26 protein-coding genes are annotated in these 22094 nt (G+C 62.9%); 15 read left to right on the top strand and 11 right to left on the bottom strand.

Annotation, left to right across the window (positions count from 1 at the left end):
• The first annotated feature begins 106 nt into the window (after nucleotides 1-106).
• The 3 genes from MTX34_RS24680 to MTX34_RS24670 all read left to right on the top strand — a co-directional run bounded on the left by MTX34_RS24680 (nucleotide 107) and on the right by MTX34_RS24670 (nucleotide 3079).
• Complete coding sequence (locus tag MTX34_RS24680) at nucleotides 107-745, top strand: hypothetical protein (protein ID WP_243611113.1); 639 nt, start codon at nucleotides 107-109, stop codon at nucleotides 743-745.
• A gap of 503 nt (nucleotides 746-1248) precedes the next feature.
• Nucleotides 1249-2247, top strand: a complete 999-nt coding sequence (locus MTX34_RS26085) for a NucA/NucB deoxyribonuclease domain-containing protein (protein ID WP_032401328.1) — start codon at nucleotides 1249-1251, stop codon at nucleotides 2245-2247.
• Between the two features lie 115 nt (nucleotides 2248-2362).
• Nucleotides 2363-3079, top strand: a complete 717-nt coding sequence (locus tag MTX34_RS24670) for a hypothetical protein (RefSeq protein WP_052061712.1) — start codon at nucleotides 2363-2365, stop codon at nucleotides 3077-3079.
• Between the two features lie 51 nt (nucleotides 3080-3130).
• Here the strand turns inward: MTX34_RS24670 and MTX34_RS24665 are convergent, their stop codons facing one another.
• The 6 genes from MTX34_RS24665 to MTX34_RS24640 all read right to left on the bottom strand — a co-directional run bounded on the left by MTX34_RS24665 (nucleotide 3131) and on the right by MTX34_RS24640 (nucleotide 5614).
• Nucleotides 3131-3931, bottom strand: a complete 801-nt coding sequence (locus MTX34_RS24665; protein ID WP_052061711.1) for a hypothetical protein — start codon at nucleotides 3929-3931, stop codon at nucleotides 3131-3133.
• A gap of 77 nt (nucleotides 3932-4008) precedes the next feature.
• Entirely contained in the window at nucleotides 4009-4212 is a 204-nt protein-coding gene (locus MTX34_RS24660) for a hypothetical protein (RefSeq protein ID WP_141215061.1), read from the bottom strand.
• 257 nt (nucleotides 4213-4469) lie between these two features.
• A complete protein-coding gene (locus MTX34_RS24655) occupies nucleotides 4470-4634 on the bottom strand; it encodes a hypothetical protein (protein WP_155288773.1) in 165 nt (54 codons plus the stop codon).
• Nucleotides 4631-4960: a hypothetical protein gene (locus tag MTX34_RS24650; RefSeq protein ID WP_032401360.1), complete on the bottom strand. Its 330-nt coding sequence runs from the start codon at nucleotides 4958-4960 to the stop codon at nucleotides 4631-4633. The genes MTX34_RS24655 and MTX34_RS24650 overlap by 4 nt, the downstream gene beginning before the upstream one ends.
• Nucleotides 4961-5032: 72 nt before the next feature.
• A complete protein-coding gene (locus MTX34_RS24645; protein WP_032401326.1) occupies nucleotides 5033-5332 on the bottom strand; it encodes a hypothetical protein in 300 nt (99 codons plus the stop codon).
• 45 nt (nucleotides 5333-5377) lie between these two features.
• Nucleotides 5378-5614: a hypothetical protein gene (locus tag MTX34_RS24640; protein WP_032401325.1), complete on the bottom strand. Its 237-nt coding sequence runs from the start codon at nucleotides 5612-5614 to the stop codon at nucleotides 5378-5380.
• A 459-nt stretch (nucleotides 5615-6073) separates the two neighbouring features.
• Between MTX34_RS24640 and MTX34_RS24635 the strand changes: the two genes are divergently transcribed.
• Nucleotides 6074-7171, top strand: coding sequence for an IS110 family transposase (locus MTX34_RS24635; RefSeq protein ID WP_032375655.1), 1098 nt, complete (start codon nucleotides 6074-6076; stop codon nucleotides 7169-7171).
• 248 nt (nucleotides 7172-7419) lie between these two features.
• Here the strand turns inward: MTX34_RS24635 and MTX34_RS24630 are convergent, their stop codons facing one another.
• Nucleotides 7420-8277 (bottom strand): ArdC-like ssDNA-binding domain-containing protein, encoded by an 858-nt coding sequence (locus MTX34_RS24630; protein ID WP_243611112.1) that lies wholly within the window; start codon nucleotides 8275-8277, stop codon nucleotides 7420-7422.
• Nucleotides 8278-8459: 182 nt separating this feature from the next.
• Here MTX34_RS24630 and MTX34_RS24625 point away from each other — a divergent pair, with 182 nt between their 5' ends.
• Both MTX34_RS24625 and MTX34_RS24620 read left to right on the top strand, forming a co-directional pair.
• Nucleotides 8460-8879 carry a DUF6153 family protein gene (locus tag MTX34_RS24625; RefSeq protein ID WP_032375198.1) on the top strand — a complete coding sequence of 140 codons (420 nt, stop codon included), beginning with the start codon at nucleotides 8460-8462 and terminating at the stop codon, nucleotides 8877-8879.
• 83 nt (nucleotides 8880-8962) lie between these two features.
• The gene (locus MTX34_RS24620; RefSeq protein WP_032375197.1) at nucleotides 8963-9589 is read left to right on the top strand and encodes a DUF305 domain-containing protein; all 627 of its coding nucleotides are present in this window, start codon (nucleotides 8963-8965) and stop codon (nucleotides 9587-9589) included.
• Between the two features lie 124 nt (nucleotides 9590-9713).
• Here MTX34_RS24620 and MTX34_RS24615 read toward each other — a convergent pair whose 3' ends face one another.
• Entirely contained in the window at nucleotides 9714-11888 is a 2175-nt protein-coding gene (locus tag MTX34_RS24615) for a heavy metal translocating P-type ATPase (protein ID WP_032375196.1), read from the bottom strand.
• 33 nt (nucleotides 11889-11921) lie between these two features.
• Nucleotides 11922-12152, bottom strand: a complete 231-nt coding sequence (locus MTX34_RS24610) for a heavy-metal-associated domain-containing protein (RefSeq protein WP_032375201.1) — start codon at nucleotides 12150-12152, stop codon at nucleotides 11922-11924.
• Nucleotides 12153-12490: 338 nt separating this feature from the next.
• On the opposite strand from MTX34_RS24610, the gene MTX34_RS24605 reads away from it, so the two are divergent.
• The 4 genes from MTX34_RS24605 (at nucleotide 12491) to MTX34_RS24590 (ending at nucleotide 16658) form a co-directional block, all read left to right on the top strand.
• Entirely contained in the window at nucleotides 12491-13603 is a 1113-nt protein-coding gene (locus tag MTX34_RS24605) for a tyrosine-type recombinase/integrase (RefSeq protein WP_243611111.1), read from the top strand.
• A complete protein-coding gene (locus MTX34_RS26080; protein WP_308198565.1) occupies nucleotides 13560-13967 on the top strand; it encodes a helix-turn-helix transcriptional regulator in 408 nt (135 codons plus the stop codon). The genes MTX34_RS24605 and MTX34_RS26080 overlap by 44 nt, the downstream gene beginning before the upstream one ends.
• A gap of 266 nt (nucleotides 13968-14233) precedes the next feature.
• A complete protein-coding gene (locus MTX34_RS24595; protein ID WP_032375194.1) occupies nucleotides 14234-15364 on the top strand; it encodes a hypothetical protein in 1131 nt (376 codons plus the stop codon).
• A 1117-nt stretch (nucleotides 15365-16481) separates the two neighbouring features.
• Nucleotides 16482-16658 carry a hypothetical protein gene (locus MTX34_RS24590; protein ID WP_243611110.1) on the top strand — a complete coding sequence of 59 codons (177 nt, stop codon included), beginning with the start codon at nucleotides 16482-16484 and terminating at the stop codon, nucleotides 16656-16658.
• A 908-nt stretch (nucleotides 16659-17566) separates the two neighbouring features.
• Here MTX34_RS24590 and MTX34_RS24585 read toward each other — a convergent pair.
• A complete protein-coding gene (locus tag MTX34_RS24585; RefSeq protein WP_243611109.1) occupies nucleotides 17567-17872 on the bottom strand; it encodes a hypothetical protein in 306 nt (101 codons plus the stop codon).
• A 197-nt stretch (nucleotides 17873-18069) separates the two neighbouring features.
• Nucleotides 18070-18678 carry a hypothetical protein gene (locus MTX34_RS24580; protein WP_243611108.1) on the bottom strand — a complete coding sequence of 203 codons (609 nt, stop codon included), beginning with the start codon at nucleotides 18676-18678 and terminating at the stop codon, nucleotides 18070-18072.
• A 381-nt stretch (nucleotides 18679-19059) separates the two neighbouring features.
• On the opposite strand from MTX34_RS24580, the gene MTX34_RS24575 reads away from it, so the two are divergent.
• Genes MTX34_RS24575 through MTX34_RS24555 form a run of 5 tightly spaced genes read left to right on the top strand, consistent with a single transcriptional unit; the run spans nucleotide 19060 to nucleotide 22077 of the window.
• Nucleotides 19060-19449: a helix-turn-helix transcriptional regulator gene (locus MTX34_RS24575; RefSeq protein ID WP_243611107.1), complete on the top strand. Its 390-nt coding sequence runs from the start codon at nucleotides 19060-19062 to the stop codon at nucleotides 19447-19449.
• Nucleotides 19446-20540 (top strand): ACR3 family arsenite efflux transporter, encoded by a 1095-nt coding sequence (arsB, locus tag MTX34_RS24570; RefSeq protein ID WP_243611106.1) that lies wholly within the window; start codon nucleotides 19446-19448, stop codon nucleotides 20538-20540. The genes MTX34_RS24575 and arsB overlap by 4 nt, the downstream gene beginning before the upstream one ends.
• Nucleotides 20540-21193, top strand: a complete 654-nt coding sequence (locus tag MTX34_RS24565) for an arsenate reductase ArsC (RefSeq protein ID WP_243611105.1) — start codon at nucleotides 20540-20542, stop codon at nucleotides 21191-21193. The genes arsB and MTX34_RS24565 overlap by 1 nt, the downstream gene beginning before the upstream one ends.
• Nucleotides 21194-21226: 33 nt before the next feature.
• Nucleotides 21227-21649: an arsenate reductase ArsC gene (locus MTX34_RS24560; RefSeq protein WP_037154295.1), complete on the top strand. Its 423-nt coding sequence runs from the start codon at nucleotides 21227-21229 to the stop codon at nucleotides 21647-21649.
• On the top strand, nucleotides 21646-22077 hold the full coding sequence (locus MTX34_RS24555) for a low molecular weight phosphatase family protein (RefSeq protein WP_243611104.1): 432 nt from the start codon (nucleotides 21646-21648) through the stop codon (nucleotides 22075-22077). Before MTX34_RS24560 ends, MTX34_RS24555 begins: the two co-directional genes overlap by 4 nt.
• Nucleotides 22078-22094 lie beyond the last annotated feature (17 nt).

Below are 22094 nucleotides of genomic sequence, written 5' to 3'. Positions count from 1 at the left end.
TCGAACGAGCAAACGACGGGACCACCGGCAAGGCGCGCCGGTGGTCCCATAACTGGCAATCCAGGTGGTCCCATCACCCTGGCAGAAATCAGGTCACGCTGGTCCCATGCTCATGGCAGACGACACGATTCCGGATGGTTTGGCGAAGCTGGATCTTGGGGACGCCACAGCATCGGTGCTGGCGCAGCTCGTTTCCGGTGGGCCGGGAACTGTGCTCCAAGAGGTCGGTGTGGAATGCCGTCCATCGGGTGCACATCGGCGTATGCAGTTCACGGCACACTTTCTCCACGACGGCATCGGCCCTACTGGTGAACCTCATCGGGTTGTTCGGGGAGTGTCTGTGGATATTGGTCCTTCGGAGGGTACTGAACACATCGATCGACGTAACGCGGGTCTGGATACGCTGGTTGCACGGTCGCTGTCCGATCCCTCGGAGTATCGCGCGATCGCTGACCCCGATTCACTTCAGCTTTTGTACTGGTATGGCGACGCTCCGACTGGCATTGCATGGCAAACAAGCCACTTACCCGGCGCTAAACCGGTTCTACACCCCGGTGACATTCCTGATGCAATCCGAATCGGACAATCCTTGAAAGTTGCGCAAGCCGGGGCTGTGGAATCGGCCGAATTTCGTTTTCTGACACCCTATTCGGATTATGTCGCGGTGTCGGTGTCTGCGAGAGCTATCGACCTCGATGACCGCTCCAGAGCAATCCTGGTGACGCTCCGACCACAGGTTCCGTAATTTCTGTTTCCGTTGCCAAGACAAGCCAGCTGTTGGTAGCGTTTGCCTACGCTCACCGAGCGCCTGTGGCACGCACCTTGTAGTAGTCGGGGCGGCCTCCACGTCTTTTTCGGACGTTCCACTCTCCTGCCCGAATTCTGCCTGACGCTGCTTTTAAGCGTAATGGCGTCTGGGCAGACGGACCTTACGAGGAATCAGTGCGGAAGAAAGTCGTGAAGAAGCCAGCAGTTCGCTCGTTCGCAAGGTTGTTGGCTACTGGTCTTACCTGCTTGGTCGTCATCGCGGCACCTAGCGTCACCGCCAGCGCGCAACCAGTCGAGCCCAGCCCCTCGGGGGGCGACTCCGCTCCGGTGGAGGTTCAGGTGCCGTCGATAAACGAGGCGCCGGGCGACATAGAGGGCACTCCACCTGGCCAGAATGCGCCTCCAGTCGAGGTGCCACCGGACTCCGGAGCGACGACCACCTCAGGTCAGAAGGTGGTCGAAAAGCGGAGTTCTCGCGAAGTGACCGACCCTGCCGAAGCGGAGGAAATTGCACAAAGGCTGACACAGAAGCATGCCGAGGAGTCGGGTATATCTGCACGCCAATCCGGTCCTATATGTTTCCAAACACGTTTTCAGTCGTGCAAAACATATTCGACCATCGTCGAGCAATTCATTCAACCCAATTTCCCTAACGGCCCGTTGGAGCCGATCGGAAACTGGGTCATCGACGTCACTCTCCAGGTCCGTAGCCCTCTTCAGACACAGACCAAAGAAAACGTGATCCAATTCTACGGCGATGTCTCGTCGACTTCTCCAACAACCACCATTCCGGGTACGTACTCTTTCCAACTCGTTGTTCTCGATCTCGCCAACGACAGCACCACTACCTATCCCGCCTACGTTTTTCCGATGGTCATCGGAGGGACTGGGTACCAGCAGTACGAGCATTATGTGACGAGAAACGCGACAAACGCGTTCGACAAGCGAACGCTTCAATTCATATACATTGGAGACTCGCCGGCGAACGACTTGGATGGTACTCCCGTTCGCACGCGCACCACCGGCCAGCAATTCAGGTGTGATGCTGCTCAATCAGTCAACTACGGCACCGGCTGCGTCAACCCGAACGAGAAGCCGACTGTCCAGTACACCCAAGCAGCGTTCCCGAACATATCTCAGACAGTTAAGGCTGGCCAGGCTGCCTTTGGTTTCGGAATTCCTGGTACTGGCGCGCCGCTGACTCGTGGAAATTCTGCTGACAATCAGGCAAATCGGGACGCCGCATGCCCACGGTCGTCACAACAGCGGTTGGATCTACTCGGCGAGAAACCTCTCAACATGAAAGACCCATCCTGCGATGAATACCCTTTCGCATCGACCGTGCAGGGCGGCTACGGGTCGACCGTCCGATGGGTCCCTCTTACCGAGAACAATAAACAAGGCACCCTTATGGTCGAATTTTACCGCGGGAACAGAGTGATGCCCGGTGACGACTACTTCGTTTCGGCAATCGGCTGAACGAGCCCGTTTCATCTTCAGAATCCGATAAAAGGTACCCAACGGAAAGGCCTCGAACATGAGAACTCGACCACTACGTAAAACAGCTACCATCGCCGCCCTGCTAGGAGCGTTGGTGCTCGCCGCTCCAGGCGCTGCTAGCGCGGACGTTGTCACCGGTTGGGTCGGCCCAGCAGGAAGTAACGGCGCAGGTGTTCAGTTCCTGAACACCTCCACAATCATCAATTCGCCCAACCTGACCGCACAGTCGAAGATCTACTCTGTCTTCGGCCAGCAGGTCGCACCCGGTGACATCGGCGTGCGAGCTCGACTGTTCAAGAGCGGAGCATTGTGTGAGGCTGTCGGCTACAAGTACAGCTCCACCGGTACAGCTTCACTGACACTGGGCACGACCGCGACCTGCGGGACAGGTTCGTACAACAGTCACGGTTTCACTGCGGTATGGGATGGAAGCAAATACCGCGAAGCCCTGACTTTCCCGAGCAACCCGCTGGACTGGACCGCCCCGGCTGCCCGGTCCGCGACCACCTCCGAGTCCGAAACGACCACTGTCGAGTCGGGAACCAATGCAGCGGGTCAATCCTTCGGACCGGGCGACACCGCACCGTCCGACGCGGAATTGCCCGACCTCGTCGCTGCGATCGGCACCGACGGAGTGCAGGGATACATCCTCAAGCAGGACCTCGACAGCGGAGCCACGTCGCCGGCCGAAGCTTCTAAGCTGCGCAAGCAGAACATCGACGGCACCGAGGTGTTCGGATCTGCCCCTAAGACTGTTCCCGTGTACGCGGAGGACGGAACGACTCAGGTCAGCGAGTTCGCGATTTCCTGACACCGTCGATGGCCGGTCCCGGCGTTCTCGGGGCCGGCCATCGAGCTGCGGTTATGCCGGGCGTCGCCGTGGGGCGGGTTGCGGCGGATAGAAGACTTTCATCGCGGCCTGTAGATCCAAACTCGATGGATCCAAGAAGATCGTCCAGTAACTGTCGATCAGGGGCAGATGAATGCCATACCCCCTCCCCCCGTGCTCGAGGACTTCCAACATTTCGTCGCGACCGACTTTTAGATCAGGTCGGTGGGTTTGACCAGCCAATACGGTGTATGTGTCGTACAAATCATTATTGAGTCTCGCGGTCAGGGTGGGTGCGTGGTTCGCCTCGAGATCTTGTCGTAGTTGCTGAACGACTGGTGTCTCCTCTGCGCGGTTTGCAGCACCGACCAAATCCTCATGGTTCACGCTCCGTTCCGCCGGAAGCGGCTCCGCGGGTGTACCGCGGTACACCCCGTCAGGGTCGGCCTGGGAGCGCAGCTCGTCGAAACTCAGGTTTGCTATGGACAGGTTGTTCTCCACCACCGCGAGTCGACTGGGAATCACGCGGAACGAGGCAGGTGCGACGCCTTCTGCAATATCGAGGACGAGAACGGGATGCTCGGGCTGTTCACACGCTTGTCGGTCGACCACAAACACGTAATACGGCGGTGGTGACGGGATCAATTCGGCAAGATCGGTTGGTGTCAGGTCACTGAACTCGCTGTCGTCGACCACGGTAAGGAAAGCCTGTGCCTCGGTTCCGTCGGCTTGTCGGTGAGAAGCTTGGGCATCAGCTGCAATCTGCTGCCAGACATCGTCGGCGGCGAAATGGGTACGAACGAGCAGGGATTGACCTTCCGGGAGAGTAGGCATAGCTCGACACTACCTCTCCGGCCTGTCATCGGACGGCCAGTTGCTTTGTCTCGCTGAGTAACCCGCACATATAAGCTTTAGTCAGCGTTCATACGTTCGGCAGCTGACGGGGACGGATATTCAACTGCGCTGGTGAGCGCGTCAAGACCACCCACTGCGGTGTTGTTCCCGTTGATGGAACGTCTGGCGGCGTGGTGTAGCTGCGTCAGAGCGATTGCGCGGGCGGTCATCTCGGCGATTTCGGCGGGTAGTGGTGGTCCGTCGATGGTTCGGATTCTCATGGCTTCGAGTGTGGCATCGGGTACCGACAGATTGTGTTGCGCTGCAACGGGTTGAAGCCTGAACCGCGCGTGCACGAGCGGCCCGTCTGCGCTGTGGTCGGGGTGTAGCAGTGCGGAGCGCAGCGGAGTTCGATTCGGCGGACGCCCGCAGGGTGGCCCGACCCTGCTCCCTCACGCTTTCCCGATCCCAGGCAATGGAGAAGGCCCGCACCCGGTGTGGGGTGCGGGCCTTTCGGTCTACGGGCTGTGAGCCGGTGTCAGGGCTGTTCGGCTGGTGGGGTGGTCGGGCGCCCTTCGGCGGCGTCACGGATCCACTGGGGTACCTCGAGGCCGTCGCGTTCGTACAACGCGACCGATGCCCGTGCTGCGGCCCGCGCGACCTGTGGTCGGGCTGCGGTGGTGCGCTTCTCGGTGGTGGTCATCGTGGGTCCTCCTGCTCGTTCTGGTTGTCAGTGTCCTCGGTTTGTGCCGGTGACGCCAGTGCTCGCCACAATGCCCGGGTCGCGACGGCGCGCAGGACGTCTCGTTCGGTTCGGGTGATGAGCGGCGAGTCGGTCACCGGTGTGTAGATGTCCCATCCCAGGGCGGCTTCGGCTTCGTTGTCGCTGGTGGTGCGTTCGAGGCACCAGGTGATTCGTTGCCAGGCTTGGGCGCGTTTGTCGGCCACGGTGCGTTGGCGGACGGTCAGGGCGACGCCGACGACGGCGAGGACACCGACGATCAGGGTGACCCAGGCTTGAGCGGGCATCAGGGGCTTTCCTTCCAGGGGGGGTGCGGAGTTGGTGCCCCAGTGCCGTGATGCGGCACTGGGGCGGGTTGGTCACAGTCGGGAGGTTCCGCGGACTATGTCGCCTTCGATGTAGGTGAATCCGTCTCCTCGGCCGTCACGGAGCGCGAAGTGGTAGTCCGCTTGGATCCAGACGGTATCGAAGTGTCCGGCGTCGGTGAGTGTGCCGAGTAGGTCTCGGTCGGCCCCGTTGGGGAAGAACGCGACTCCGGATGAGGGCGGGTAGTAGCGGCCCAGGGTGTCGATCAGCGTTTCGACGCTCCGGCATTCGGCGGCCGCGTCGAGGGCCTTGTCGTAGATGGTCCAGTAGTCGTCGTTGTCGTTGACGGTCATGACTTTTGCTCCTCTGTCTGGTCGATCGGTGGTGGGCGTGGCGGGTCAGTAGTCCTCGTCCCACCGCTCCCCTGCGTAGGTGGGGTCGAAGTCGGCGGGCGCGTGGGCCGGGTAGCGGCGTCGGAGGTCGTCCTCGAGGTCGAGGCGGTCTTGCCAGTGCTTGTCGCATCTCGGGTGCGCTACTCCGGTTCCGGACAGTGCGTCCCGGTATTCGACGTCGCCGGTGCAGTCGGGTCCGTCCGCGATGCAGGTGACGGTCTCGGTGTTCGTGGTCTCGGTCATAACTGTTGCTGCCCTTCGGAACTGGTGCCGGGTCGGTCTTGCGTCCTCCCCCCGTTTTTTCGCCGTTTCTGGCGTGAGGAGAGAAGGCAGCGCACGGGGCCGACGGGGCAACCCTTCGGCCGGACAGTTTTCGTGGGAGCGGAGCGAGCACGGGACGAAAAGTGTTCGGAGCCTTCGGTCGTAGCGCAGCGGAGCGAGGGGTTGAGGCGGCGGGCACGAGTGATGAATGCTCGCCGGTAGCCAGAACCGCAGTGAAAAAACGTCTGTGCTCTTTCCACGGTGCGGAGCGAAGCGGAGCTCGATTCGGTGGACACCGCAGGTGGCCTGATCCGCCGGCCGGAACATTTCGGCCGGCGAATCTCCCGGTGCACCTAGACGGTATGGAGGTCTTGGCTGGGGCCCCTCCGCATGTAAGCGTGGGTTGCCGACAGGAGTGGGTCCTGGCCGGTAGAGCCACAGATGTGGGAGGCCCCAGTGAAGAATCATCGTACGAGTGTTGGTTTGGATGTGCACGCACGATCGGTGGTGGCGTGCGGTTTGGATGGCGAGACGGGCGAGTTGTTCGAGCGTCGCATGTCGCCTGATCACAAAGAAATCCTGGAGTGGATTCGTTCGCTGCCAGGACTGGTGCATGTCGTCTACGAGGCGGGCCCGACCGGTTTCGGTCTGGCCCGTTTTCTGTTGGCCGCCGGTGTCGATTGTGTGGTGGCGGCACCGTCGAAAATTCAGCGTCCCCCTGGTGACCGCATCAAGACCGATGCCCGTGATGCCCGGCATTTGGCTCGGTTGCTTCATTTGAGTTCTATTGTGCCGGTTCTGATTCCGAGTACCGAGCAGGAGTCCGCTCGTGATCTGGTGCGAGCAAGGGAGGACTGCCGCGGCGATCTGGTGTCCGCACAGCATCGCCTGACACATGTGCTGCTGCGTCAAGGGATCATCTACAGCGGCGGCAAACCCTGGACCGCAGCCCACGATCTGTGGTTACGTCGCCAGCGGTTCGATTCACGTGCACTGCAGATCACCTACGACACCGCCTACGAGACCGTCATCGCCACCACCGAACGCCGGAATCGTCTCGATACCGCCATCGCGGACATGGCTGCGCATTCGTCGTTCACTCCGGTGGTGACCCGGCTGGGGTGCCTTCGTGGGGTGGCGACGTTGACAGCGTTCGGTTTGGCGACGGAGATCGGTGAGTGGGACCGGTTGACCGGCCGCTCGATCGGTGCGTTCGTCGGGTTGATCCCGACCGAGCATTCTTCCGGTGAATCCCGGTCGCAGGGCGGTGTCAGCAAAACCGGCAATGCTCACGTACGCCGACTGCTGGTCGAGGCTGCCTGGCATCATCGCAAGCCGTATCGGCCGGGGCGTGAACTGGTGGCACGGTGGAAGGCGTCGACTCCCAAAGCCAAAGCGCGAGGACATCAAGCGAACCGGCGGCTGCACGCACGGTGGGAACATTTCGACGAACGCGGTAAACGTGCGGTGGTCGCCAATGCCGGGATCGCACGAGAGCTGGCCGGCTGGTGCTGGTCGTTGGCCACGCTCGAGGAATGACTGAAGCTCCGACGCCGAAGTAGCGATCTGCGTCGGGATAGATGTCCGGAATGAACGGTCGACGACGATGTGGGATGTGGCCGAGCGTCTGGGAGTGACCCGCTAGCCGCCTATGAGCAATCCTCAACTGCGCGTTGGGATCACGCTCGACTCATAGACTTGCGATCCACTCCAGCCGAAACAGTCCGTCCTGCGGTAACCAACCCGCGTATATGAGAGTTGACGACGCGTCGAACACTACGACACGCTCACCTCCCACTCGCATCGATCACCATCCCGGCAACAGGAAGCGGTGGCACACACGACGGTGCGTGCCACCGCTTCACCATGCCGTCGTTGACAGGCCGACCTCCATATGAGGCGGCTGCCCCGGTCCCGGTGTCCTCGCCGTCGTCCGACTCGGCGTCGGCAGGATCGAGGGCGTCGGCCAGATCGTGGACTGCGGTCAGTACTGCTTTCGCGGTGGCAGTGACCTGCTCGAGGTCTCCTGCGGCCCATCCGGCGATGTAGCCGACGCTGTAGGCGCTGGTGTCGAGTCGGAGCATCCCGGCCAGCACGTAGGCGACGGATTCGGCTTCGACCTCCATCCGGCCGCGATGCAGGTCCTTTCGGGCTTCGGGTCCGATGAGGTCGGGTGCGTGCATGATCGCGTGCGCTGCCTCGTGGATCATCGTTTTCGCGGCCGCTGCGGGTTCGAGGGCTGCGTCGACGACGATCCGGTGGGAGCCGTCGGTGGTGGTGTAGCCGTTCGCGCTGCTGGGGATCGCCTCGCGGGTGACGGTCCAGCCTCGGCCGGTCATGATCGCTGCCACGCGGTCGTAGATCGCGTCCGGATCGGCGCCGGTGAGCAGCTGGGCGATTTCCTCGGGCTGGGGGTGTCCCTCGATCGGGTCGGTCTGGGAGTGGTCGAACACCGACAGAATCGGGAACGTGGGCACCTTGCGGGTCTCTTCGTCGCCGGTGTCGGGGTCGGTCTCGGTGACGATGCGGGAGCTGTAGCCGTAGATCCGGATCGCCCTCTGCCCCTTGCGAACCTGCCGCCCGCGCTGTTGCCAGGCACGGAATCCGGCGACCTGCGTGGCCTCGGGCTTCTGGGCGAGGATCAACAGGACATTATTGAAAAAGGGTGTGAAATTGCATTCGATGCAAAACAGAGCCGCGGTTGGCCGCGTGTCGTGTTAACCCAGCATCGGTTTACCGACAGACGTTCCTCTTCAGGTGCAAACCCATCGTCCCTCCACCACCTCACATGTACCCCAGGGGGGTATAGCTTGGTATGGTCGACGACATGCATTCAGTGATCCGGCGGCTTCGACGGGGCGTAGCCTCGTCGGCCGGATTGCTGATCGTGTTGACGGTCTTCGGGGTGCTGCTGATGCACTCGGTGACACCGACCACGTCGATGGCTGACCCGATGTCCACGTCGATGAGCGGTCGCCACGCCTCGATGGCGCCGCCGTCCGCTGTCGAGAGTTCGGTTCAGGTGGCGTTCGGGAAGCATGACTGTCCGTCGGCGCATCAGATGATGCATCCCTGCGTGGGAACCACGGTGTCGTGGCCTGCGCTGACGGTCCCGGCGTTGAGCGTCGACATCGACTTCGCGCCGACAACTGCGTCCGGAATGGGTGGTCGCACCGAGTCGACCCGGGGGCGGGCGCCGCCGTGGACCCTGTGGGAATTGGACAGATCGGTGACCTTGCGAGTGTGACAGGGAGCCCGGTAGATCAGGCCTACCGGCGGATCGAAACATATCCACTTCCCTGTTTTCAACACTCTTGCAAGGAGTTTCACATGCGTACCAAACTAGTCGCTTCGCTCGCTGCTGCCACCGTCGGCGCATTCCTCGTCGTCGGCTGTAGCGACAACTCGACCGACTCGCCCATGGACGGGCATTCCATGGGCTCGACCTCGTCTGCGCCGATGTCCTCGGCCCAAGCGAGCACGTCGGCGCAGTTCAACGACGCCGACGTGACGTTCGCGCAAATGATGTACCCGCACCACGCGCAAGCAGTCGAGATGGCCGCTATTGCGAACGGCCGCACCGACAACCCGGAAGTGCTGTCGTTGGCGTCGGCAATCGAAGCTGCACAGCAACCAGAGATGGACCAGCTGACGGCGTGGCTCGCCCAATGGGGCCAGCCTGCACCCTCCGCCGACATGGGCGAGATGAGCGGAATGGATCACAGCGCCGACAGCGGCATGATGACCCAGCAGGACATGGACGCGCTGATGGCGGCCACGGGGCCCGAGTTCGACCGCCAGTGGCTGACGATGATGATCGCCCACCACACCGGTGCGATCGAAATGGCGAACACCGAAATCGTCGACGGGTCCAACCCTGACGCTCAGGAAATGGCCCGCACGATCGTTTCCACTCAGCAGCAGGAGATCGAGACCATGCAGCGACTGCTCGGCTGACCTGGTTCATTATCGACGGGAAGGCCGCACCCTCTACTTTGGAGAGGGTGCGGCCTTCGATCATTCGGCGGTCAGGTCTGTCCAGTTGCGAGGCTTAGCTTTCCGACACCGGTGAGCTCCGGGGCTACGCTCCACGTCGGTCATCGCTCACTGCGCCGGTGATGGCGTCGGGTGTCAGATCGAGTCGACGGAGCAACTGTGCGTTGGCGGCGACGATGATCGTCGATAGCGACATCAGGATCGCGCCGATCGACATCGGCAGTACGAACCCGACCGGTGCCAACACCCCGGCCGCGAGGGGAACGGAGATGAGGTTGTATCCCGCTGCCCACCAGAGGTTTTGCTTCATCTTTCGGTACGACGCGCGCGAGAGTTCGATCACCGACAACACAGATCGCGGGTCGTCGCTCGCCAGAATGACTCCTGCCGATGCGATGGCAACGTCGGTGCCTGCACCGATCGCGATCCCGACATCGGCCTGCGCGAGAGCCGGGGCGTCGTTGACTCCGTCACCGACCATCGCCACGGTGCGTCCTTCCTGTTGCAGCTGGGCGACGTTGTGCGACTTGTCTTCCGGTTTGACTCCGGCGAAGTACCGGTCCACGCCGAGTTCGGTGGCCACAGATTTTGCGACGGCGTCGGCGTCGCCGGTGATCATGACGACTGTGATTCCGCGTTCGTGGAGTGCGTTGATTGCGGCGCGTGATTCGGGCCGGATCTCATCGGCGAGCGCGAGCGCACCGATCACGGCACCGCCGGCGAGGACGTGCAGGATGATGGCCCCCTCACCGCGCCACCGATCGGCGACGGCGAGTTCGGACGCACGCTCCTGCTCAAGCAGCGCGGGCCCGCCGACCTGGATGCGGGTTCCGTCGACTTCGGCGGATACCCCGACAGCTGGGGACGACTGGAAGTCGGTGGCCGCCGGCACGGTCAGGTTCCGGTGCCGTGCGGCGTCGACGATGGCGCGTGCAAGAGGGTGCTCGGAATCTGTTTCGGCGGCTGCGGCCAACGCAAGGACCTCATCGGCGGTGCGCCCGCCGGTCACTTCGATCGCGGTGACCGTGGGTTCGCCCTTGGTCAGGGTGCCGGTCTTGTCGAACAGCACGGTGTCCACTGTCCGCATGGTCTCCAATGCGAGCCGGTCTTTGACCAGGACACCGCCGCGGGCTGCTCGTTCGGTGGCGATGGAGACCACCAGCGGGATGGCCAGGCCGAGGGCATGCGGGCAGGCAATGACCAGCACGGTGATCGTGCGGATGACGGCTCCGTCGGGCATCCCAAGCAGCGTCCACACAGCGGCAGTGATGACTGCTGCTCCGAGGGCGAACCAGAACAACCAGCCCGCTGCAATGTCAGCGATGCGCTGGGCCCGCGACGTCGAGTTCTGGGCGTCGGCGACCAACCGGCCGATCCCGGCGAGAGCGGTGTCCTCCCCTATCGCGGTGACCTTCACTCGGAGACCGGAGTCGGTGGCCACCGTCCCGGCGACAACCTGGTCACCCTCGCTGCGGCGGACGGTGCGCGATTCCCCGGTGATCATCGATTCATCCATACTCGCCGATCCGGAAACGATGGTGCCGTCGGCGGGCACTCGCCCGCCGGGGCGGACGACGACGACATCACCGAGCTGCAGCTGGTCCGGGGACACCTGCACCACGTCGTCGCCGTCGACGCGTTCAGCGGTGTCGGGGAGCAGCGCCGCCAGAGAATCCAGAGCCGACGTCGTCTGCGCGAGTGACCGCATTTCGATCCAATGCCCGAGCAGCATGATCACAATCAGCAATGCCAGCTCCCACCAGAAGTCGAGCTGATGGTCGAGAACGCCGAGGCTCGCTCCCATCGATGCGAGGAAGGCGACTGTGATCGCCAAAGCGATGAGCAGCATCATTCCTGGTGCACGTGAACGTATCTCACTGACAGCGCCGGTCAGGAACGGCGAACCTCCCCAAACGAACATCACCGTGCCCAGCACCGGGGAGATCCAGCCGATCCACGACGCGTCGGGTAGCGAGTATCCGACGAGCATCGCGAACATGCCGGAGGCGAAGATCACCGGGACAGCGAGGACCAGCATGATCCAGAACAAGCGGCGGAACATGCCGACGTGATCACCGTGCCCAGCGTGACCGCTACCGCCGTGCCCTGCATGGCCACTGTGGTCCGTGTGCCCACCGTGTCCGGAAGGGGCCGTGCTGTGACCGGACATCTCGTGGCCGGCGTCATGACCGCTGTGGGACACCGGAGTGGGTTGATCCGTTGGCACGGCGTCGACGCCGGGATGTGTGTGATCGTTCATCGTGCGTGTCCTCTCGTCCACCGAGTTCGATGGCTACGTAGTGCGCGAGTCTGCGGGTTGCGGTTCGGCTGTGTATCCGGCCTCACGGACCGCTGCGACGACCTGGGCCGGGTCGAGGTCTACGGCGCTTGTCACCGACAGTGTTCCCGCCGACGCGGACGCTTGGACTGTCGCCACCCCGGCCACTGCACTGACTTCCTCTCGTACCGAGGCCTCGCAATGGCCGCAGGTCATGCCAGTGACTAGGTAGTTCGTGGTGATCACGAGGTGCTCCTTCATTCGTTTCATACCCCCTAGGGGTATCCGACAGAACAGTCCGGACCATACCCCCTCCCCGTATGTTTGCAAAGGGACGGCAGGTCACCGTCGGTCTGTGTGCTGCGGTTTACTTCCGGGCGGACGCGAACTCGTCGATGACGTTCGAGGGCGACGAGGCGATTCGAGCTGTCCAAGGGTTCACACGTAGCGACTGAAGTAGCGGCACGGAGACCCCTTAGATCATCGGTAAAGCGGCGGCGCGCGCGGCATCGGCGGGTACGTGATCGACAGGCCAGGTGCCGACATCGCGTGAACATGCATCTGATGACTGTTACATTCATCCGGTGCCGGTCGATCGAGCTGCCAGAAAACCCACGTCCGAAGCCAAGGGATCCGCCGACCGCCTCCTGAGCGACGGCGTCGTGCTGGTGCTTCCGGAGGAGACCGTCCTGGAAGCAATGATCGAGGGGTGGGAGATACAGCAACGCGCTCGGATGCTTGCGAACTTGACGATCGAGCGGCGGACCCAGATCGTGCGGAGGTTGATAGCGTTCACGAACGACTACCCCTGGAACTGGTCTTCGGTGGACGTCGAGGAGTGGACCGCTCATCTTGTCGATTCGGGGGTCGCCCATTCGACCGTGCGGCTCTACCAGATGGCCGCGTCGCTGTTCTGCGCCTACATCACTGATGTCCGATATCGGTGGGATGAGGTCTGTCAGCGGTACTTTCGCGTTCACCCGGTGCAGGTCTTCCACGAATGGAACACCGTCGTCCACCGCGGGGAGTACGAAGGTCGACCGGGAAACCGGCCGCTGACCAGGGACGAGTTACAGGCCTTCTTCGACTATTGCGACGACCGGGTCAGCCGGGTCGGGTTGTCCGGCCGGAAGGGCTGGCTTGCCAGCTACCGAGACGCGACCTTGTTCAAGGTGATCTACGCCTGGGGGCTACGCCGCCGCGAGGCATCGATGTTGGACGTCGTGGACTGGACCGCGAACTCTGCGGCCAGCGAGTTCGGCCGCCATGGCGCATTATCGGTTCGATACGGCAAAGCCCTCAATGGCGGGCCCCCGCGGCGGCGAACGGTGCTGACCACGATGGGGTGGGCTGCCGAAGCCGTCGCCGAATGGATCACCGAGATTCGGCCCCTGTACGACACCGACCATCTCGCTATGTGGCCGACAGAACGTCGGGCGCGCGTCGGGACCGAGTCGATTTCGCACCGTTTCGCCGAGTATCGGGACGCCATCGGATTGGAAAAGCATCTCGGTCCGCACTGCTTGCGGCACTCGTATGCGACACACCTCCTCGAAGACGGTTTCGACCACCTGTTCGTTCAGCAACAACTCGGACACTCCTGGGGATCGACCACCGCGATCTACACCAGCGTCGGTACCGACTACAAGAACAATGCCCTTCGGCGGGCATTGGACCGTGCGTTCACCGCAGACTAGGACGGAGACAGGGATGCAACAACCACGCTTGAACTACGACTGGCACCTACGTCGACTCTTGGCCGAGAGGGGGATCTTCGCAACGACAGGTCTGGGACCGCTGCTCGCCGAACGCGGGATCAATCTGTCCGAAGCCCAGGTCTATCGCCTGGTCACTGGGACGCCGGAACGCCTCAGCCTACGTACCCTCGCGGCGCTCTGCGACATACTCTCGTGCACGCCGAACGACTTGATCGAACCAGTCGCCGAACGGGCGGCTGTGAGAGCGACCGGCACAACCACCCACCGGCCCAAGACTGCGGCAACACCGCCCGGCGCGAAGGCACGCTCACCGCGGCGAGCGGAAATCAAGCGCGATAAGTGACCAATACTGTTTGTGTACAGTGCAATTCAATCGTGGACCGCGTCAGGGTATGTGACCGCTGCAGAAAGAGGCGCCGGCAGCATCGCGGCGCGTGCACCGGCTGCGCGAAACCCGACAGGCTGTTGGACGACAACGCACTGTGCCGATGGTGTCGCGAGAAAGCGCAACAAAGCTGCCCGCGGTGCCCTAGCGTCGGTCAACCCCTGACCACCATGTATGGCGAACGCATGTGCGCACGGTGCGCGCTCCGCTGCCACCTCGAGCACGTGTTGCCACCCACCGCCAACGGACTCTTGGAACCACTTCGTGACGCCATTTTGCAGGCCGAACCGAAAACCACACGGCGATGGCTGAACCGCAACACCGATCTACTGCGCGGCCTCCACGACGGCACAATTCCCCTCACGCACGCAGCACTCGACCTACTGCCCCGCCCCAAGTCCGTCGACTACCTCCGATCACTTCTCATCGCCACGGGCATCCTCGACCCCGACGCCCATCGCAGTCTCCGGCGACTCGAGACGGAGCTACCTCAACTTCTGAGTGGACTCGACTCAGGCCACCACAAGCTCGCAAGCCAGTGGACGCACTGGGCTGTGCTGCCGCGCTTGCGCGGACTCGAATCGCACCGACCTATCGGCACCGCTGTTCAGAACGCACGCTGCCAAATCCTCCAAGTCATCGAGTTCCTCAACACCCTCGAACAGCGAGAAATCGAGATGCACCGTTGTGAGCAACACGCCATAGACGCCTGGTTCGCAGAGCCCGGCACGTCTCGTTGGCACGTGCGCCCGTTTCTGACCTGGGCACGCAGAACACGGCACCTACCGAAAGAAATCGACCTCCCGAAAGGTCGTCGAGTCCACGCAGAACTACCGACCGACGCCGAGGACCGCTGGCAGATCGGTCGACGCCTGGTCAAAGACGAATCACTCGACCCAGTGGATCGACTGGCAGGCGCACTGGTCGCCCTCTACGCGCAGTCGCTACGGCGAATCGTCAGCCTCACTACCGCCGACGTGATCGTCACCGAGGCAACCACAGGCCTACGACTCGGTGCCACCGACGTCCTCGTCCTGCCTGATCCGTTCGCGGCGATCGCCCGAACACTGCCCCTCAGTCGACGCACCGGAACTGTCGAGCAATTGCCCACGACATGGCTCTTCGCGGGAGGCCACGCCGGCAAACCGTTGACTGCGACCAGTCTGGGAAACCGATTGCGCGCCATCGGAATCGAGCCCCGAAAGCTACGACTGTCCGCCACCGAACAGCTTGCCCGTGAGCTGCCCCCGAGTGTGCTCGCGGGAATCTTGGGCCTCAATGCTCACACCGTCGCCCAACACACCCTCAAGACGAACGGCCAATGGGCGAACTACGCCGCCAACCGCCGATCCTGATCAGTGGGAAAGCATTCACAGGTTCGAATACACCCACACTGCCAGCACTGTAGGAGTGGAACGAGGCCACGTGGTCGAGGTACGCGCGCCACATGTCGGAGCTGGTCAGCTCGGCCACCTTGTCTGCGATCGAGGCGTGCAGTGATGCCGCCAACTCTCGGCGTGCTTCGGCCTTGTCCGCTGTGCTGGTCTTGGTCCGTGATGCCATGACTGGCCCCTCTCCCTCGTGACCGGTCCCCCGGCCTGCTCTGCCAATTTCTTGTCGCCGTCATCTGGCGTGAGGAGAGACAGCAGCGCACGGGAACGACGGGGCAACCCCTCGTCTCGGACAGTTTTCGTGGGAGCGCAGCGACTACGGGACGAAAAGTGTTCGGAGCCAGAGGTCGTAGCGCAGCGGAGCGAGGGGTTGAGGCGGCGGGCACGGGTGATGCAGTATCGCCGGGAGCCAGATGTGCGACACGAAATTCGATCTCTTCTACGGTGCGGAGCGCAGCGAAGCTCGGCTCGGGGGACGCCCGCAGGGTGGCCGGCACCGCCGAAGGCGGAACACCCGATCGCTCGTCGGTGTCGGCTGGGGGGTGTCCACCTCCCAGCTGTGGAGCTGGCGCGGTGACTGTGCGGGAGCGACGGAGACCGGCCACGCTCGGTGTCGCGGCAGCTCGCAGCCCCTGGACACATTCTTTTGTCGCGCATTTATCTATTCCGCGCAATTAACCGCGCCAATTCTGTAAAAGTATTTCGAGTCTTCGCCAATGCAAAACCGGTAATTATTCGGGCTCGATAATTGCGGCATTTAACTTATAGCAGCGTCTTTGACCTGCGGATATGGTGCCATCGGGCATTCTTCTTGAGGGTTGCGGAAAGGTCGCCGATATGGGACTCTAATGGAGGCGAAGCGTCCGCTGAGCCGCAACTATCGAGAATCCAACCGAAAGGCCGATATGCCACACGTGTGCGCAAATCACTCCAACAACGGGACGGAATTTCACTACGAAGGGAAAGCATCATGGCACGAGAGAAGGACAATGGGAATGAGACCGGTCGATCAGGCTGGAGAGGATGGTTCGAGAGGTTCAAGGGTTCAGGACCCGTGAGGACCTTGTCGACACTGAGGCAGGTGCACTGGTGGATTCATCTGGTGTGTCGTGTGTTCGGTGTCGAGATGCCGTGGCAGGGCGACGAGGTTTCGTCTCCTGTTTGGGCAATGCTGCTGGCGGTCTGGGATGTGATGGGTCCGTGGTTTCACGGGGCCGTTGACGTGCTGATTGCTGTGTTGCAGTTGTTCTATGGCTGATAAGTAGAAGCACCAGGAGCCGGTGACCGTTCGCGGTCACCGCGCTTTTGGTTGTAGGGGTTGGCGGATTCAGAAGTGCCGCTCGTGGCGTCTGCGACGCCCTAGCCCTGGTGAAGTCGCGTCCCCGGGAACCTGGCGATCTCGCATTCGAGCACTGGCGGCAGTGCCGGAGACGACGGCCAGCTCGTGGACGGCAGCTATCGACATGTAGCGCGCGTAAAGACTCCGCTGTGTCGGTCGATCGTCGGATGGCGCGAAGATTTCGCGAACGCTACAGTCCGATTTGTAGCGTCTTTGATTCCATTGCTGCTCAGGCACTTTCGACTATGGGAGATCTCCATGACAAGCAAGATTGTGGGCGTTGTAGCGTCCGCCGCGATCGCTTCGGCAATGATGCTGTCGGTTGGTGCCTCAAGTGCATCAGCTGCTCCGACCGGGTGTAAAACCGGCGGTGGAGGCACCTACGCGACGGCGTACTGCTCCGGTGGGACCGGTTCATACCAGGCGTACGCGCGCTGTTTCAATCCCTCGATTCCAGGTGCGACATTCTGGAAGTTTGTGGAAGGCCCGTGGGTTGCAGCGCGCAGCGGTAAGACTGCGAGCGTGAGCTGCCCGTTCCTCTATGTGGTCGATTCTCGAGGTGTTGGGATCCGCAACTGACGTGGCATAGATCCTTGATCTTGGTTTTGCCAGGTCAGGTTGTGCGCCTGAGGGGTGCCCAAGTCTTTGCTGGACGTGCAGTCCGTCGGCGGATGCACGGGAGCGAGGACCCTCACGGTATGAATCGCGATTTCTACTGGCAATAAGGGGCCTTGCGTCGTTCTGATGCGCATGACAGTGACTATGGCAGTGAGCACCGACAGAGTTGTTCTCTCGCAACGCGTTCAGGTCTGCGCCCCTTGGTCTGTCTATAGGTAAAGCAGGTGGGTCGCGGTGCCGTCGAAGTGTTCGAGGTTGTCGAGGACTCCGGCGTAGTTGCCGGGTCGGCACGCTCCGAGACTGACGATGAGGGCACAGGCTCCGTCGATGGTGACGAGATAGGTCGGTGGGGTGTTGGTGGGGCTGGCGTCTGCGTGGGCCTGTGCGTCGAGGAGGGCGTAGCGGACGGCATCGGCGGCGGCGCGTTTCGCTGCGTCGAGGCTTGGTTCTGCTCCTGCAGCGGTGATGGTTTCGGGTCGACGGTCGGGTCGTGTGGTGACGGTCCAGGTGATCATCAGTGGTGTGTTCCTTCGGGTGGGTGAGTTGGCGGCGCGAAAGTGGGTTCGGCTTCCAGCATCGCGTACCGAGCGCCAGCGAGGTCCGCGATGCGCAGGCATTTTCCGGAATCTGGGGATAGACGATCTGACTGTGGATGGATGCGACTCGGCCCCGGAACCCGTATTGGGTCCGGGGCCGAGCGACTGAGGGCGTCTTAGAGGCGTCGACGCCAGGGGGCTGCCATGTCTTCCTGGTGTTCGCGTTCGGCGTCGTCGAATGCGTCGGCCAGGGTGGTCGGGTCGCTGAGGTACTGGTCGCCGTCGGTGAAGATCGCGACGGCCATCCGGTGCACGTTTCGGAGCTCGTCGAGCATCGTGACGTAGCCGAGGCGGTCGATGATGCGCCAGGTCACCGGTCCCATGTGGACCTCGACCCAGTGCATGGTGCGCCGCCGTGCGGGAACGTACTGCTCGCGTGGGGTGACGGCGGTTTCCGGTGGCGCGATCCAGACGACGGACATGGCGGCGCGGGCGTAGTCGTCGCCCGGTCCCCCGGGCTGGGGTGCCTGGTTGTCGATGCGGCCGATGAGGGTGCGGGCGTCGGCCAGTCCGGCGATGAACGCGTGGACGGCGGCGGCGGAGCGGAAGGTCATCATCAGGCGGTTGAAGGTGACGATCATCTGGGCGTCGTCGGTGGCGGCGGCGTGGACGTTGACCACGGCTTTCTGGCGTCCGACGATGGTGGCGGTGGTGTGGGTGACCACTGCGCCGTAGTTGTCGGTGTCGGTGCTGCTGTGGGCTTTCTGGGCGGTGGTCTTCGGCATCTCGCGCTCCCCTGCTCAACGTGGCGAACCGGGTGGCCCGCCAATTTTTTTGCCGTTCTGGCAGGGGAGAGTTGGACCGGTATGAGGGGGCCGGAGTGCAATGGTCGGGCCGGAAAGTTTTCAGCCGGAGGCGTCTGTGAAAAGTTTGCGGAGCCCTTCGGCCGGGAGCGCAGCGGACGCCGGCGGTTGCGCGGAGGTCACCGCCGGTCAAAATCGGAAGGCCAGAAGGGAATCTCAATAGGTTTTGTCAAGCACGGCCGCAGGCCGTTCCGATTGGACGACACCGGAGGTGGCGCGGCACCGAGAGCACGACTACCCGTGTGCACCTCGGTCACCGAATGTTCACTTGACGGCTGGATTGAGAAGTATCAATATAGATGGATGTCGATCCAAGACCATCCGATCCCCACCAGCGCGTCCGGTGAGTGCTGCTCACCCCTCACCCGCGAGGCATTGACCGCCGATTGGGCCGGTGACCTCGCCCTCATGTTCAAGGCCCTCGGAGACCCGGTCCGCCTGCGCCTGTTGAGCGTGGTCGCGAGCCACGACGGCGGTGAAGCCTGCGTCTGCGACATCCTCCCCGAATTCGATCTTTCTCAGCCCACCATCTCCCATCACCTGAAGGTGCTGCGCGAAGCGGGACTCTTGGATTGCGAACGCCGCGGAACGTGGGTCTACTACTGGGTGATACCTACTGCACTGCAACAGCTCTCGTCAGTCCTGAGTGCCGCCGACCCCAGTTACGACGATGCGACGCTGGTGACCGCATGAGCACCACGACCGACACCGACGGAGCCGTCGTCGGCAAGCTCTCCACCCTCGACCGCTACCTTCCGGTGTGGATCGGCGTGGCCATGGTCATCGGCCTGCTGCTCGGGCGGCTGATTCCTGGGATGAACGACGCCCTCTCCGCGATCTCGGTGGACGGTGTCTCGCTGCCGATCGCGATCGGTCTGCTGATCATGATGTACCCGGTGCTGGCGAAGGTGCGCTACGACCGCCTGGACAAGGTAACCGGCGACAAGCGACTGCTGATCGGATCTTTGGTCCTGAACTGGATCCTCGGTCCCGCGCTGATGTTCGCACTCGCCTGGTTGTTCCTACCCGACCTTCCCGAGTACCGCACCGGTCTCATCATCGTCGGGCTCGCCCGCTGCATAGCCATGGTCATCATCTGGAACGACCTCGCCTGCGGCGACCGCGAAGCCGCCGCCGTGCTCGTGGCCATCAACTCGGTGTTCCAGGTGTTCATGTTCGCCGTCCTCGGCTGGTTCTACCTCTCTGTCCTGCCGGGGTGGCTGGGCCTGGACCAGACCACCATCGAAGCCTCGCCGTGGCAGATCGCGAAGTCGGTGCTGATCTTCCTCGGCATTCCGCTCGTCGCCGGGTTTGCCTCCCGCTTCTTCGGCGAACGTGCCAAAGGCCGCGACTGGTACGAGAGCAAGTTCATCCCCCGCATCGCCCCGTGGGCGCTCTACGGACTGCTGTTCACCATCGTCATTCTCTTTGCGCTGCAAGGTGATCGGATCACGTCACAGCCGTTGGACGTGGTTCGGATCGCGTTGCCGCTGCTGGTGTATTTCGCGGTGATGTGGGGCGGTGGTTACGCCCTCGGCGCCGCGATGGGACTCGGCTACGAGCGCACCACCACCTTGGCCTTCACAGCGGCGGGCAACAACTTCGAACTCGCGATCGCCGTGGCGATCGCGACTTACGGGGCCACGTCCGGGCAGGCTCTCGCCGGTGTGGTCGGACCACTCATCGAGGTGCCGGTGCTCGTCGGCCTCGTCTATGTCTCACTCGCTCTACGCAAGCGCTTCACCCCCAGCCCGTCCGTGACCACAGTGACAAAGGAGTCCTGATGTCCGAGCACCGCGCACAACCCGAATTGCTCATGCCCCAAGCCGTTCTGAGCCGCACCGCGGAGCAACTGTCGGAAAAATACACCGGTGTGTTCTCCCCGCAGACCGTCGAACGGTACGTCTTCGAGTCCTACACCGCGCTGCGCCGCACCGCGAAGATTCACACACACCTGACCTCCCTGGCCGGCCGTTTTGCGGCCGACCGCCTCACCGCGTTGGCGCAATCACAGGGCGCTGCACCGAAAGACGTCCCGGAAGTGCTGTTCATCTGCGTCCACAACGCCGGCCGCTCCCAGATGGCGGCTGCGCTGCTCGCCCACCACGGCGGACGGCGGGTGCACGTGCGCTCCGCCGGATCGGCACCGACGCACGAGATCAACCCCACCGTGATCGAGGCGATGACCGAGATGGGCATCGACCTCGGTGCCGAGTTCCCCAAGCCGCTCACCGACGACGTCGTCGCGGCCGCCGACGTGGTGGTGTCGATGGGGTGCGGCGACGCATGTGCCGTCTACCCCGGAAAGCGCTACCTCGACTGGGAACTCGACGATCCCGACGGCCAAACGCTGGACGAGGTGCGCCGCATCCGCGACGACCTCGACACCCGCGTGCGCCAACTGCTTAGCGAGCTGACGACGCCCGTTCCCGCCTGACACCCACACCGAGACCGACCGAAGGGTTCTTCGATGTCCGACACACCCAGTGTGCTGTTCGTTTGTGTCCACAACGCCGGCCGATCCCAGATGGCCGCCGGCTTCCTGGCCCACCTCGCCGGTGACGCCGTCGAAGTACGGTCTGCCGGGAGCGCTCCCGCCGACACCGTCAACGCTGCCGCAGTCGCCGCGATGGCCGAGATGGGTATCGACATCTCCGCACAGACCCCGAAGATATTGACCCCCGACGCCGTCGAAACCTCCGACGTCGTCATCACCATGGGATGTGGTGACGCGTGCCCAGTCTTTCCCGGCGTGAGCTATCGCGACTGGGCGTTGCCCGACCCCGCGGGCAAAGGCATCGATGCCGTCCGCCCGATCCGTGACCGCATCGAAGAACTAGTCCGTGACCTGATCGCCGAACTCGTTCCTTCCCGGTCCGGGTCAATCCGATGAGCACTCCCAGCGTCCTGTTCGTCTGCGTCAAGAACGGCGGCAAATCGCAGATGGCCGCCGGGCTGATGCGCGCAGCTGCAGGTGGCACGGTCGAGGTGCACTCCGCCGGCACGAAACCCGGTAGCAGCGTGAACACGCTGTCCGCGGAATCGTTGCTCGAGGTCGGAGTGGACCTGACCGGCGAACAGCCGAAGCCGATCGACCCGGCACTGCTGGCGCGGATGGACTACGTCATCACCCTCGGCAGCGAAGCCGAGGTCGACGTCGTCGACGGCCCGAGGTTCGAAAACTGGGACACCGACGAGCCGTCCGAACGCGGCATCGACGGTATCGAGCGCATGCGGCTGGTGCGCGATGACATCGCTGCCCGCGTCGACGACCTCGCCTCGCGGCTCGGTGTCACGGCAGACGGGAAAACAACACGATGACCGGACGCAGGATCGCC

Source organism: Rhodococcus sp. ARC_M5 (assembly GCF_022810405.1).
Classification (GTDB): Bacteria; Actinomycetota; Actinomycetes; order Mycobacteriales; family Mycobacteriaceae; genus Rhodococcoides; species Rhodococcoides navarretei.
The sequence above is the reverse complement of the archived record's forward strand: the minus strand, read 5'-3'. Positions and strand labels throughout refer to the sequence as shown.